Raw genomic sequence first — 14,699 nt, forward strand, 5'->3', positions numbered from 1 at the left:
TTTTAAAACAATTGAAAATTTAATGCCGTGCCTTTATACTTCCTGCAGATATCTGAAATGGCATTTCACATAATGAAACGGGGAGGATAACATGGCTTTTGTCTCGGATAACGTAATGAATTTGCCGCCTTATCTATTTTCGCGATTCCAGGAACAGAAACAGTTGCTTGAAGCAGATGGTGTCGATGTGATCGATTTAGGAATTGGTGCCCCGGATCTTCCGCCGCCTGATTTTGTGATTGACCGTCTGACTGAGGAAGCGCGGAATCCGGCGAACCACGGTTATTCCGCCTATAACGGTTCCCAGGAATTTCGTGAAGCGGTTGCTCAGTTTTACGACAAGCATTACGGTGTGCAGCTTGATCCGGATACAGAAGTGCTTGCGGTGATCGGTTCTAAAGAAGGCATCGCACATGTGCTGCAGGCTGCGCTGAACCCCGGAGATGTCGCGCTCATTCCCGATCCCGGCTATCCGGTTTACAGGTCAGCTGTCCATTTGGCGGGCGGGAAGAGTGCTGCGCTGCCGCTGGACAGCACCCATCATTATCAGCCGGATTATGCTGCGATAGACTCCGACGTATTAAAACAGGCCACATTACTGCTGTTAAATTACCCCAATAATCCGACCGCTGCCGTTGCTGATTCCGACACATTTTTGAAAGCGATTTCCTTTGCTCGGGAAAATCGGCTGCTGCTTGTCCATGATGCTGCCTATGATTTGCTGACATTCGCTGATTATGAAGCACCAAGTGTGATGCAGGTTCCAGGTGCCAAAGAGCAGGCAGTGGAATTCGGCTCATTATCGAAAAGCTTCAATATGGCTGGCTGGCGGATTGGCTATGCTGTCGGCAACCCGGAAGTGATTCAAGCACTGTCAGCACTAAAAAGCAATTTGGATACCAGTCAGTTTCTCCCAGTGCAAAAGGCGGCAGCCACAGCTCTCACAAGTGATCTAAAAGCCGTGGCCAGGCATAATCAAATCTATCAAGAGCGGCTTTCAGTTGTGTATCAAGGGCTGAAAGAACTCGGTATTAGCGTTTCGAAACCGAATGGGACGATATTTGTCTGGGCAGAAGTGCCGGCTGGTTTGACGTCTATGACCTTCGCTGACAAATTATTGCAGGAGGCAGGTGTGATCGTGACACCAGGGAATGCCTTTGGTGAGCGGGGCGAGGGCTATTTCCGCCTGGCCTTAACGGTACCGGCCGCTCGTTTGCGTGAGGCTGTGGAACGTTTGCGTGAACTGGATCTGCAGGAGGTGACACGCTAAATGGGGAAAAAAGGCGTCTGTCAGACGGAACGCATGACAGCTGCACAGGCGATTGTGACATGCCTGAAACGGGAAGGGATCCGTCGTGTATACGGTGTCCCTGGTGAAAGTTATTTGCCATTATTGGATGCATTGCTCGATGAAACGTCGATTGACCTCATTTCGAATCGGCATGAAAGCGGTGCGGCCTTTATGGCTGAGGGGTATGCCAAAGCTTCCTTAACACCGGGGGTTGTCATGGCAACACGCGGTGTGGGGGCGTCCAACTTATCGATTGGTGTTCATACAGCTTATCAGGATTCCACCCCGATGGTCGTGTTTCTCGGCCAGGTGCACAGCGGATTCCGCGGACGGGAGGGCTTTCAGGAAATCGATCTGGAGCAGTACTTGCAGCCGATTGCAAAATGGACGGTGGAAGTGACGGATCCAGCACGTATGCCGGAATTGGTGCAGCGCGCATTCCGTGTGGCCCGAACAGGCCGTCCTGGTCCTGTGGTTGTGTCTCTGCCCGAGGATGTTCTCCCAGCACAAGCGGACATGACATTTGGTCCGGTTGCGGCAAATCCGCGACCAGCACCAGCTGACGCGGAGATCAGCCAGGCCGAAAATCTGCTCACGAAAGCTGCCAGACCGCTGATTATCGCTGGCGGGGGTGTGAAACAGGCGCAAGCCGAAGATAGTCTTGTGACATTTGCCGAAACGCATCATATACCGGTCATCGCTGCTTTCCGCCGCCATGACGTGTTTCCGAATGATCACCCGCTATATGCCGGCCATCTCGGGCTGGGAACCCATCCGAATATCCTGCAGACGGTCGCGGAGGCGGATACAATTCTCGCCATCGGAACACGTCTGTCCGAAGTCACGACGCAGGATTATCAGATTATCACACCGGATAAGACACTCATCCATATGGATATCAGCCATGAGCCAATCGGTCAGGTTTACCCGCCGGATCTCGGCGTTGTGACAGACGCCAGCGAAGCATTAGCTGCCCTGACGGCTATCGACGTGCCGGGTGATTGGCAAAATTGGGCAGATGAGCGCCGGCAGGCTTTTGCAGCGTCGAGCCGTCTGGACATTTCGCATAATGATCCAATCAACAAACATATAGTTAAAGTGATGGACCGTATGTTACCAGAAGAAACACTCCTGACCACGGATGCCGGCAATTTTGCAGGCTGGTTCCATAAGCATTACGTCTTTACGGAAAAACAGACATACGTCGGCCCAACATCCGGCGCGATGGGTTATGGTATGCCAGCCGCACTCGGGGCCAAGATGGCTTTGCCGGCCAAACCCGTTATCGCATTGACAGGGGATGGCGGCTTTATGATGACGATGCAGGAACTGGAAACCGCCGTTCGCTATCACATCCCGGTGATTACATTGGTGTTCAATAACCGGATGTATGGGACGATTCGCATGCATCAGGAAATGCATTATCCTGAAAAAGTGATTGGTACCGGACTGGGTGATGTGTCGTTTGCAAAAATAGCACAGAGTGTTGGGGCTGACGGCTATACGGCCGGTACGCCCGAGGAATTTGCGAAGGCACTTGAAACGGCGCTGCAGGCAAATAAGCCAGCCGTTATCGACATTGCGACGGATCAGGAACACATTTCGGTGTCATCCACGATTACAAACCTGCATGATCGTGCCAGCAACTAACTAAAACTGATCAAAACAGGAGGTATTTATATGACACAAAGTTTGCTTACATCCGAAAAACTGACCAATTTTATTGGCGGAGAATGGCTGGAGACAAGCGATACGGCGGCTGTGACGAATCCAGCCAATGGGGAAACAGTCGTCCGAGTGCCGCTCTCAGACCATACGGCCATTGACAAAGCAGCAGCTGCTGCCAAAAAGGCCCAGAAGAAGTGGGCGCTGACACCGGCCCCGCAGCGGGCGGAAGTCCTTTTCACAGCCGGTCAAATGATGAAAGACAGGAAAGAACGGCTGGCCCGTCTCTTGACATTGGAGAACGGCAAGGTGCTGGAGGAAGCACGCGGCGAAGTGCAGGAAGGCATCGATATGGCTTTTTATATGGCGGGCGAGGGACGCCGTTTGTTCGGGCATACGACCCCGGCGGAACTGCCGAATAAATTTTCCATGAGTGAGCGTTTTCCTGTAGGTGTCGTTGGGATTATTACACCGTGGAATTTTCCCATCGCGATTGCGACCTGGAAGTCTTTCCCGGCGATTGTTTCCGGTAACGCGGTCATCTGGAAACCGGCGACCGAAACGCCGATTATGGCTGCTGAACTCGCCTCAATTCTTGAAGAAGCTGGTTTGCCTAAAGGTGTTCTGAATGTCGTATATGGCAGAGGTTCCGCTGTTGGCGATGCGCTGGTGCATCACGCTGATCTTCAGGTGATTTCCTTTACCGGCTCAGGGGACACGGGGCGTCAGATTGCCAGCGAGTGTGGCAAGCAATTGAAAAAAGTATCGCTCGAAATGGGCGGCAAAAATGCCATAACGGTTATGGACGACGCTGACTTGGATCTGGCCGCGGAGAGCATTGTCTGGAGTGCATATGGCACCAGCGGGCAGCGCTGCACGGCAGCCAGCCGGGTGATTGTGCATGAAGATGTCAAAGAGAAGCTGGAGGAGCGGCTGCTGCAGGAAATCGACAAGCTGTCAATTGGTGATGGTCTTGAAGAAGCAAATCAGGTCGGCCCGATCATTAACCAGGCTGGTATGGACAAAATCACCCGCTATATGCAAATCGGCAAGGACGAGGGTGCTAAATTGCTGGCCGGCGGTTATGCGCTGGATGAAGGCAAATATGCGGAAGGCCTTTATTTCGCTCCGACACTTTTCACGGATTGCACAGCTGACATGCGTATCTCACAGGAAGAAATCTTCGGGCCGGTTGTTTCCTTGATCCCTGTAGCCAGTTTTGACGAAGCGATTAACGTTAACAATGGCGTGCCGTATGGCTTGTCCAGCTCCATTTTCACGACAGATGCCAACCGTGTTTTTCAGGCCCAGCGCGATCTCGATACAGGCATCGTCTATGTAAACGCAGGTACGACAGGTGCAGAAATTCATTTGCCATTTGGCGGTACAAAGGGAACAGGCAATGGCCATCGGGATTCCGGTGTGCAGGCTTTGGATGTATTTACAGAATGGAAAGCGGTTTATATAGATTTCAGCGGAAAGCTGCAGCGCGCGCAGATTGATACGGAGTAACGCTCTGGGATATGGCCTGGTCAGAACGAACCTGCCAGATTTAAACGAAACATACGCAGATAAGGAGTGGATGATATGAAAATTGGTGTACTCGGTTCAGGATTGATGGGAAAAGAAGCGGCGCGGGATCTTGCATCCAGTGACGAGGTGACAGCTGTTGGTCTGGCGGATATCGACCTTGAGCGAGCCCGTGAAGCGGCCGCACAGCTGAATTCACCGAAACTGACCGCTTATCAGGTTAACGCTCAGGACGAACAGGAACTGGCCAGCTATATGCGGCAGTTCGACGTTATTATCAATGCTTTATTTTACGCCTTTAATGAAACGGTTGCCAAAACAGCGATTAAAGAAGGGGTCAGCTCAGTTGACTTGGGCGGCCATATCGGACATGTCACCGATAAAGTGCTGACCTATGATGAAGAGGCCCGGGCTGCTGGTGTCACGCTCATTCCGGATTTAGGTGTTGCCCCCGGCATGATTAATATTTTATCCGGCCACGGGGCAGGCAAGCTGGATGAACCGGGCGAAATCAAATTGTATGTCGGCGGCATCCCGGTGAATCCCGAGCCGCCCCTTGAGTACAATCACGTGTTTTCCATGGAAGGGGTGTTTGATCACTATACAGATCCGGCTTTAATCGTTCGTAACGGTCTGAAGCAGGAAATTGCCTCTTTAAGTGAAGTGGAACGGGTGCATTTTGAGAAATTCGGACCGCTGGAAGCCTTCCACACATCGGGGGGCACATCAACATTATCGATTTCGTATCCGCAGCTGCAAACGCTGGAATATAAAACGATTCGCTATCCAGGTCATGCAGAAAAGTTTCAGCTGCTTGTGGATTTGAATTTGACGCGTATGGATTATTCGGTGGATATAAATGGTCAGGAAGTCAGTCCCAGGGATGTGCTGCTCGAAGTGCTTGACCCGATTGTCGAACTGGGTGAAAAGGACGATGTGGTGCTGCTGCGAGTCGAGGTCGGCGGTAAGAAGGGCAACCATCCGGAAACCCATGTGTTTGAGATGACGACGTATAAGGACCGAGAGACCCAAGTGACGGCAATGGCCCGGGCTACTGCTAATACCATTTCAGCAGTCGCGCAAATGATTGGATCAGGCGACATTAACAAACGGGGAGTTTACCCGCCTGAACAGATTGTCCCGGGCTCTGTGTATATTGACGAGATGGCCAAACGGGATGTGCATATACACGAATCTATCAGCCAGGCAAGGGCACATGCCACGATGTGAATAGCGACCAAAGGCTGCTGTGCTTCTCAGGCGGCAGCCTTTTTTAGTATAAGGCGGTCACAAGGAGTTTTGACATGAATCAGAGCGTTCTTAAAGCACTCGGTTTGCTAAATTATTTCACAGGTGATACACCGTCATTAACGCTTAAGGAAATTGCTCAGCAAGCAGGCATCCCCAAGCCGACTGCTTACCGGTTATTATCTGCTCTGGAGGCAGGTGGCTTTCTGTCCAAAGTTAAGGTAACGGAACACGACAGCACGTATCAGCTCGGCCTTAAACTATTGGAGCTCGGTCAGATTGTTACCGACCAGCTGGAAGTCCGAACGGCTGCTTTACCCTATATGCAGCAGCTGGCAGCAGAAGTGAATGAAGTTGTCCATTTGGTTATTCACAGCCAGGATGAGGCTGCTTATATTGAGAAGGTTGATAGTTTCCGGGCGTTGCAGCTGAATACGCGTATCGGTAAAAGGTCACCTTTATATTTGGGATCAGGTCCGAAAATGCTGCTTGCACACATGTCCCGCTATCAGCAGGAAGTGATTTTGGACAAGGCTTATGCGGAAGGTGAGCACAGGGTGGCCAGTTACGAGCACTTGCTGCAGGAGCTGGCTGAGATCTATGAAACAGGTTATGCCTCTAGTATTGGGGAGCAGGATGCCGATACGACAGGGATAACGTATCCGATCTGTGATTATAGTGATGATGTCATAGCGGCTTTAGCGGTAAGTGGCTTGTCCCGTTATTTTACAGGGGATAACTTAACAAAGCTGCAGCAGAAGACGCGGGAGACGGCGGAGACGATTTCCCGAAAACTCGGTTATCGCAGGCCGGATTTCTAACAGGAGGCGAATCTATTGATGAATACGGTATTTATTGCAGGCCATGCCAGATTGCCCTCAGGCATGGCTGCAAAAAGCGTTTATGAAACATTAACGATTACGGCGGAAATTGACAAACGTTATGGTGTTATTGTAATGGCCAGTTGTACGCTGGCGACCGAACACGGGCGGCAGTTTGTTCATCAGTTATTAAAAGGGCATAGTCTGCAGGACGGAATCAGCTCACCTGCCGATCTGCTGAAAACGCATTATTTGGGCAAGGCTGGCAATGCTCTCGTCTCAGCATTGCACGATCTGTACCGGCAGTATGAGCATTACAGGGAAAAGCAGGTTTAAAGAGCCCATACAAGCACGATGCAAACCACAATCAGATGTTGGCCGGATTTCCGTCCCAGGCTGGCAGCATCTTATTCAGCGGTTTATCCTGGCGGTAGCCGAGGGCATATTCCGCTTGCATAATCGTATGGATTTCACGTGTGCCTTCGTAGATCACAGGTGCTTTGGAATTGCGCCAATACCGTTCAACCGGATACGCATCCGAGTAACCGTAGGCACCGTGAACTTGTATGGCATCATCAGCCGCCCTGGCTGCGAAGTTACACGCCTGCCATTTGGCCATCGATGTTTCTTCTGTATTGCGTTTGCCGGCATTTTTCAATTCACCGGCGCGGAAAACAAGTAAACGGCTCATTTCCAGACCGGCTTTCATATTCGCAATCATTTGCTGGATGAGCTGATGATCGGCAATTGGCTTGCCAAAGGTTTCACGCTCACTGGCATAGCTGGTGCTGGCCTCCAGGCAGGCGCGAATTTGGCCGACAGCACCTGCGGCAACAGTGAACCGGCCATTATCGAGCGCTGACATGGCAATTTTAAATCCTTCACCCTCGTCACCGAGCAGATTGGCTTTTGGAACCTTGACCTGATCGAGAAAAATTTCGCCGGTATTGCCGGAGCGAATACCTAATTTGCCTTCGGTTGCTTTGGAGGCAAATCCATCCCGGCTGCGTTCAACGATAAAGGCGGACATCCCTTTATGGAGTTTGGCTTTGTCGGTATAAGCGATTACCAAAAAATGATCGGCCGTATCACAGAGGGAGATCCAGGACTTGGAGCCATTCAGAATGTAATAATCGCCTTCTTTCGTTGCTGTCGTCTGGATAGCGGTAACATCGGAACCAGCACCGGGTTCTGTGAGGCCGTATGCCCCGATTTTGTCACCTTTTGCCTGGGGGACGAGATAGGCCATCTTTTGCTGTTCAGTCCCCCATTGCAGGAGTGTCATGCTGTTCAGGCCAGTGTGCACCGAGACAGCCGTCCGAAATGCTGTATCGCCCCGTTCCAGTTCTTCACAGACGATCGCCAGGGAATTATAGTCCATGCCGCTCCCGCCGTATTGTTCAGGGATGCAGACACCCATCAGACCGAGACTGGCAAGCCGCTGCATCATAGCCGGATCGAATTGTCCCTGCCGGTCCCATTCAGCCATATGTGGGAGGATCTCATTATCGACAAAATTTCTGACGGTACGCTGCAGCATTTCCTGTTCTTCGGAAACGTTAAAATCCATATGTTCATCTCCTCAGTCAAAAGTGATCGTTAAATTGTCATGATGGCTGTCCGATTTTAGACAGTCAAAGGTCATTCCGGAAACCCTGATCGTTTTAAAATCTCAGATGTGTGCTCACCCGCATCGGGCGGGTGATACCTGATCTGGACCGGTGTCCGTGATAGTTTCAGCGGACTGCCAACCATCCGGATATCGCCGGCTGTTGGATGATGTTCTGTTACAAACATTTCCCGCGCATTCAGCTGCGGGTCACTGGCCACCTCGTCCACCGTTTGAATGGGGCCGCACGGGATATTATTTGCCTCACATGCCTCCTGCCAGTAAGCGGTTGAGCGCGTTTGGAATATTGCCTGCAGCAGCGGGATTAGCGCAGCACGGTTGCTGACACGATCCGGATTGGTCTGGAAACGGGCGTCTGCCGCGTATTCAGGCTTGTTCATAAGGGTGCACAGACGTTCGAATTGCTGATCATTGCCAACCGCAATGACCATTTGCCCATCCATCGTGGCAAATGTCTGGTAGGGCACAATATTAGCGTGCTGATTGCCCAATGCCTCTGGGATTTTTCCAGCCATTAAATAATTGCTGCCGATATTCACAAGCGCGCTCACAGCGGTATCATACAGCGAAAGATCGAGTTTTTGACCTTTGCCTGAATTCATGCGTTCAATAAGCGCTCCCTCGATCCCGATGCATGCATATAAACCGGTTAAAATATCCGTTATAGCGACACCAACTTTCTGAGGTCCGGATTCCTGATCACCAGTAATGCTCATCAAGCCGCTCATTGCCTGGATAATAAAGTCATAGCCGGCCCTATTCTGATAGGGTCCTGTTTCCCCAAAACCTGTAATCGAACAGGCAATGATACCCGGATTGATGGCAGCCAGGGTTTCATAGTCGAGACCGAGACGCTGCATCGTGCCCGTTTTAAAATTATTAACGATAACATCACTGTCTCTGACAAGGTCCAGAATCGCTTGCTGCCCTTCATCTGATTTCAGATCAAGGGTGATGCTCTTTTTGTTGCGATTGGCAGAGAGATAGTAAGCACTGACGCCATTTTGAAAGGGCGGTCCCCATTTGCGTGTTTCATCACTGCCTCCCGGTGCTTCGACTTTAGTCACCTCAGCACCCAGATCACCGAGAATCATGGTGCAGTAAGGCCCAGCAAGCACACGTGACAGGTCGAGAATTTTGATGCCTTCAAGTGCTCCAGCCACTTCATCACGCCTTTCCAGCATAAAAATAAGCCACTTCAAAACAAGGACAGTCAGGTGTCCATTCGTTTGAACTGGCTTGTATCTGCTGTTTCAGAACTGGCATTGAACGGAAAACAGATTTGGCAGTTATGCTTGATTTTAAGGTTGTATCCGACTCATGTACCATGCGTTACCAGCGTGGCTCGCTTCTGCATGATTAACATTAGTATATCGTATTCAGAAAAATTTGTAAAGTACCTGCTGGAAGTTAGAGCAATCAGGCCGCTCCGGAAATAGACGATGCTTCCCGCGGGCGGCTGGTGACCCTCATCAAGCTGCTATGCTCCGGGGTTCACCTATCATTTGCTCCCTTAGACGTAAGTGTTGCCCCAGTTCCTCGGAAAAATGATTCAGTCACGTTTATTTAGCAGCTTTTTGCAGTTTCGTAATCATTTTCAAAGAACGGCCTGTTCCGATGGCAACAGATTCCAGTGGGCTGGGAGCAACGTGGACAGGTACGGAAATTTCCTCTGACAGCCAGTCTCGCAGCCCATTTAAGATGGCACCGCCGCCCGTCAGCACGATACCATGGTCAACAATATCACCGCTTAGTTCAGGCGGGCAGTTCTCTAAGGTCGAACGGATTGTTTCCAGTATCTGCTCAAGTGATTCTTTTAAAGCGACATGGACTTCTTTGGATGAGACGGTGACCGTTTTGGGCAAACCTGAGACCATATCACGTCCCCGGACATCCATGGATTCCTCAATGTGCTCTTCATCGGCATGGCCGATTTCCATTTTGATATTTTCAGCAGTGCGTTCGCCGATAAGAATATTATATTTTTTACGGATGAAATTGGAAATCTCCTCATCCATTTTATCACCGCCAGTGCGGATGGACTGGCAGGAAACGACGCCGCCGAAGGAAATGATGCCGACTTCAGTTGTTCCGCCGCCGATGTCGACACTCACATTGGCAATCGGTTCGTCAACCGGCAAATCGGCACCAATGGCAGCTGCTACCGGCTCTTCAATTAAATGAACATTTTTAGCGCCATAGCTGGTGATAGCGTTATGGACAGCACGGCGCTCTACAGAAGTGCTTCCGGATGGGGTGCACACGACAACCGTTGGCTTGCGCATGGATGTGCCCATTTTTTTACTTACTTTTTTCAAGAACGCTTTCAGCATTTGCGCTGTCACATCATAATCCGCGATGACACCATCTTTCAACGGTCGGATTGGGACAATATTCTGCGGTGTCTTGCCGACCATTTCTTTAGCCTCTGCACCGACAGCTACGACATTTTTCGTATTTAGATCAATCGCCACGACAGATGGCTCGTTCAATACAACGCCTTTTGATTTGGAATAGATCAGGATGTTAGCTGTTCCCAGATCAATTCCGATCTCTGAAGTTGAAAACATCTTAGGTTCCTCCAATGAAGTATATAATCGATTGAAAAGCAATTCGTGTTCCACCAACAAGCCACATGCCATTTTCTGTTGGTTCATATTCTATTATGAATTCAGGGATGCTGAATAGCTGTCAGCAATTGGCTATGCATCGTCGCGTGAACATGCTATTCTCCCTCTATTTCAAATCATAGTTTAGCAGAAATCAAGTAACATTTCATTTACATTTAAAGGTAAATTGTAATAAGTTATCCTGCCTGAGATGGTGTCAACACAGATGTTTATGTAAATGTTGCCAGATAAGCAAAATATTTCTTACAAGTTTTCTGAATGGAATGATACATCGCCTGTCGCGCTCCCATTTTTCAAAATAGTAAATTCATGGAATCGGATTACGTCGAATTATGACAGAATGTAACAAAAAAACCATGATATGCTGAATGTACAAATTAAACAAGGGAGAGGAAAGCTGACATGTTTAACAAGTTAATCACCGGTTCACTAACCGCAGCACTAGTCTTTGGCGGAGCGCTGACGACAGCAGATGCATCGCCCAGTTCTGATCATTTAACCAATCAATTATACCAGAATCCTGTATCTTTCGCTATGAATGGAAATGACTGGACAAATTCTTTTGCGACTCAGATGAACCCCTTAGGTAATTATTTTCCACAGATTCAGTGGGATTGGGGTCAGGAGGATGATGATGCAAGCAGTCAACAAGGTGAAACTGATCAGGATGGTCATCAGGAGCAGGATAACCCTGATGGTCATAATGACGCTGATCATTCGGCTCACGACTCCGGCCAGAATACGGGGGATCAGCACCAGGGGAATGCTGACAAACCTGATATAGACGACCAGCAGTCGAATCAGCCAGAGCAGCCAAATACGGGTGCACAGCATCAGAATCCGTCCGAACAGCCAAATACGGATGATCAGCACCAGTCAGAACAGCCAAATGCGGATGACCAGCATCAGAATCAATCAGGTCAGCAGGAAGCAGACGGTCAGCAGCAGGATCATCCCGGTCAAGCGGACACGAATGATCAGTGGCACCAGGATCAATCTGATCAGCCGGGTACTGGTGATCAACAGCAAGATCAGTCCGGTCAGCCAAATACAGGCGGTCAGGATCAGTCCGATCAGCCGGGTACAGATGACCAGCAGCAGGACATTCCTGAGCAACAGCCAAACAAGCAGCAATCGGGACAGTCGAGTGAGCAGCAGTCTCAGCAGAATCAAGGCTCACAACAGGTGAGTTCATATGAACAGCAAGTGGCTGAATTGACAAATGAGGAGCGCACTTCAAGAGGACTCGAGCCGCTGAAAATTGATACGAGCTTAAGCAACGTGGCACACAAAAAATCCAGTGATATGGCATCGAATAACTATTTTTCACATGACAGCCCAAATTATGGATCACCATTTGATATGATAAAACAATTCGGTATTTCGTATCAGACGGCTGGGGAAAATATTGCCAGAGGCCAGAAAACGCCAAAAGAAGTTGTTGATGGCTGGATGGACAGTAAGGGCCACCGGGAAAACATCCTGAATTCTGATTTCACACATATCGGAGTTGGCTATGTCAAAGATGGCAATTACTGGACACAAGAATTTATTGGTAAGTAATCACACCTGAAGAAGCCGGGACAAAAGACTTTTATCAAACGACATTTGAACAATCAGATTAAAATCAGAAGAGCTCATCAACCCCCCGCAGAAATAGACGCTGCTTTTCCGCGGGCGGCTGATGAGCCTTCTTGTGCTCGTCGTACCCGCACGTTTTCCGGCGAGGCTGGCACGCCTCCCAGATTGGAATTTATGAGTGAGCTTTTGTGTCAGCTTCTTTCCGGGCTGAGTGTGTTTGACCGTACATGGACAGGAATGCCGCCCCAACGGAAAGAATGACAAACACAGCACCAATTGTGGGATTGTGCTCAACCGAAGCATAATCAATAACCAGTCCGCCGATAAATGAGCCAAACGCAATCCCGAGGTGAAGAGCTGAGTTATTCAGACTTTGCTGGATGTCTGATGTTTCGGGTGACAGGATCATCAGATTGCTCTGTGTAGCAGGTGCCAGCATCCAGCTGACAACACCCCAAATCAGCAGCATCACCAAAAAAACCGGCAGTGAAAAGGTGGTAAAGGGAATTACAAACAGAATAACAATCATTGAAACTGTCGTCATTATAATGGTCCGTTTTGGCCCAATTTTATCTGAAAGCGTTCCGCCGACTCCTCCGCCAGATACGGCTGCTGCACCGAAAAAGAGATAAATGATGCTGATCCAGGAGCCATCAATCCCCAGCGTCGATTCGGCAAACGGCGTTAAAAACGCATAAAGCGTCATGTGCCCCGTCATAAAGAGGAACGTAATTGCCTGCCCAAAAAATATCTTCCGGTCCTTTAACGTTGCCAGCTGTTCGCCGATCGGATGGGACGGCTTAGGCTCAACACGCCCCATCAGGAAAAAGACACCGGCCATGGACAGGACAGTCAGCAGGGTGATCAGGACAAACGGAGCGCGCCAGCCAAATGCATTACCCAGAATCAGGCCGATCGGCAGACCAAGGACGATTGAGGCACTGACCCCCATGGACACAATTCCAATTGCCCGTCCGCGGTAATGTGGCTGAACAATTGACGGAGCGATGGTCAGGCACAATATAATCAAAAGCGCACCGCTTAAAGCTGAAATTACTCTGCCGATGAAAACGACACTGTATGTCCAGCTGAACACGGTAACCAGATTGCCCGCGAGAAATACACACAGTGACAAAAGCATGAGCCGCTTACGTTCGATTTTAGCTGTCATAATCAGTAATACCGGCGAGCCGACTGCAAAAATCAGAGCAAAGATGGTGATTAAAAGGCTGACTTTACTAAGACTGACGCCTAAATCTTCAGCCATCAGATCCAGAATCCCACCGATAATTAACTCGACCATACCCACAACAAATGAAACAATCATTAAAAAGTAGACACGTTTATTCATCTTCTGACGCCTTTCTATATATGAATTCAATGATTCATCGTACGCCCAATGGCAGAAAAAAACAAGAGGCTCAAACCGTTCTGCAGAATAGTTGTGTCTTTTCATAAACCTTTTTCAAGGGTATAATAAATGTGTTATCCGGAAGCATTTCAAGTCATAGGCAGCTGGCATCGTCTTAACAGGCTTCCGTAAAATGCATTTTTTAGCAGAAGGAGGTGCCCGAGTTATGTGCGGACGCTATACATTGCTGGCTGATGAAAAGCAAATCGCGCAGACATTCGGGCTTGATCAGCCGATTGATCTTAATCAGCCCCGTTATAACGTGGCACCCGGTCAAAATGTGCTGGCGATTATTCACGACGGCCAGAAGAAGCGGGCTGGCTACTTGCGCTGGGGGCTGATTCCGTCATGGGCAAAGGATGAAAAAATCGGTTATAAAATGATTAATGCCCGCAGTGAAACGGCTCACGAAAAGCCAAGTTTCAAACATCTTCTGAGCCGGAAACGCTGTCTGATTCCGGCGGACAGTTTTTATGAGTGGAACCGTGACAGTCAGGAAAAACAGCCGAAACGCATACAGCTTCAGGACCGCCGCTTATTTGCCTTTGCCGGCCTATGGGATAAATGGGAGCAGAATGGTCAGAAACATTTCACATGCACCATCCTGACAAGAGAGGCGAATGCATTTATGCAGCCGATTCATCACCGGATGCCCATCATTTTGTCAAAGGAGCAAATGAATGCATGGCTGGAAGCAGGTGAGCAGAAGCCAGAAGATGTGCATCGCTTTTTGAGCACGCTTGAACCGGAAGACTTGCAGGCTTATGATGTTGCGAGCTATGTCAATTCAGTCAAAAACGATGATGAGACGTGCATTGCGCCGCTCGTTTAGCCTGGACGATCAGCCAGCTTTTTACGGGCTAGTGGCTATTAAGATGTTTTCACCTTATAA

General features: G+C 49.5%; 11 protein-coding genes and 1 pseudogene. 8 read left to right on the plus strand and 4 right to left on the minus strand.

From position 1 onward, the window contains the following. Window positions 1-91 precede the first annotated feature (91 nt). From ACZ444_RS04410 to ACZ444_RS04435, 6 genes are all read left to right on the plus strand, one after another. Window positions 92-1,270 carry an LL-diaminopimelate aminotransferase gene (locus ACZ444_RS04410; RefSeq protein WP_382357458.1) on the plus strand — a complete coding sequence of 393 codons (1,179 nt, stop codon included), beginning with the start codon at window positions 92-94 and terminating at the stop codon, window positions 1,268-1,270. Then, a complete protein-coding gene (locus tag ACZ444_RS04415; RefSeq protein ID WP_382357459.1) occupies window positions 1,271-2,941 on the plus strand; it encodes a thiamine pyrophosphate-dependent enzyme in 1,671 nt (556 codons plus the stop codon). 30 nt (window positions 2,942-2,971) lie between these two features. Further along, window positions 2,972-4,468 carry an aldehyde dehydrogenase family protein gene (locus tag ACZ444_RS04420; RefSeq protein ID WP_382357460.1) on the plus strand — a complete coding sequence of 499 codons (1,497 nt, stop codon included), beginning with the start codon at window positions 2,972-2,974 and terminating at the stop codon, window positions 4,466-4,468. Between the two features lie 75 nt (window positions 4,469-4,543). Beyond that, window positions 4,544-5,716, plus strand: coding sequence for a saccharopine dehydrogenase family protein (locus ACZ444_RS04425; protein ID WP_382357461.1), 1,173 nt, complete (start codon window positions 4,544-4,546; stop codon window positions 5,714-5,716). Between the two features lie 74 nt (window positions 5,717-5,790). Further along, the gene (locus ACZ444_RS04430; protein WP_382357462.1) at window positions 5,791-6,555 is read left to right on the plus strand and encodes an IclR family transcriptional regulator; all 765 of its coding nucleotides are present in this window, start codon (window positions 5,791-5,793) and stop codon (window positions 6,553-6,555) included. An 18-nt stretch (window positions 6,556-6,573) separates the two neighbouring features. Next, entirely contained in the window at window positions 6,574-6,891 is a 318-nt protein-coding gene (locus ACZ444_RS04435; RefSeq protein ID WP_382357499.1) for a DUF3870 domain-containing protein, read from the plus strand. Between the two features lie 31 nt (window positions 6,892-6,922). Here the strand turns inward: ACZ444_RS04435 and ACZ444_RS04440 are convergent, their stop codons facing one another. From ACZ444_RS04440 to mreBH, 3 genes are all read right to left on the minus strand, one after another. After that, the gene (locus ACZ444_RS04440) at window positions 6,923-8,125 is read right to left on the minus strand and encodes an acyl-CoA dehydrogenase family protein (protein WP_382357463.1); all 1,203 of its coding nucleotides are present in this window, start codon (window positions 8,123-8,125) and stop codon (window positions 6,923-6,925) included. 71 nt (window positions 8,126-8,196) lie between these two features. Beyond that, window positions 8,197-9,348 (minus strand): CaiB/BaiF CoA transferase family protein, encoded by a 1,152-nt coding sequence (locus tag ACZ444_RS04445; protein WP_382357500.1) that lies wholly within the window; start codon window positions 9,346-9,348, stop codon window positions 8,197-8,199. Between the two features lie 399 nt (window positions 9,349-9,747). Next, a complete protein-coding gene (mreBH, locus tag ACZ444_RS04450) occupies window positions 9,748-10,755 on the minus strand; it encodes a rod-share determining protein MreBH (RefSeq protein ID WP_382357464.1) in 1,008 nt (335 codons plus the stop codon). A gap of 1,236 nt (window positions 10,756-11,991) precedes the next feature. On the opposite strand from mreBH, the pseudogene ACZ444_RS04455 reads away from it, so the two are divergent. Continuing rightward, window positions 11,992-12,378, plus strand: a pseudogene (locus tag ACZ444_RS04455) (CAP domain-containing protein); the annotation flags it as partial. Between the two features lie 190 nt (window positions 12,379-12,568). Here the strand turns inward: ACZ444_RS04455 and ACZ444_RS04460 are convergent. Further along, entirely contained in the window at window positions 12,569-13,747 is a 1,179-nt protein-coding gene (locus tag ACZ444_RS04460) for an MFS transporter (RefSeq protein WP_382357465.1), read from the minus strand. Window positions 13,748-13,973: 226 nt separating this feature from the next. On the opposite strand from ACZ444_RS04460, the gene ACZ444_RS04465 reads away from it, so the two are divergent. Then, complete coding sequence (locus ACZ444_RS04465) at window positions 13,974-14,639, plus strand: SOS response-associated peptidase (RefSeq protein ID WP_382357466.1); 666 nt, start codon at window positions 13,974-13,976, stop codon at window positions 14,637-14,639. Window positions 14,640-14,699: the final 60 nt, after the last annotated feature.

This window comes from Lentibacillus kimchii (assembly GCF_055381965.1).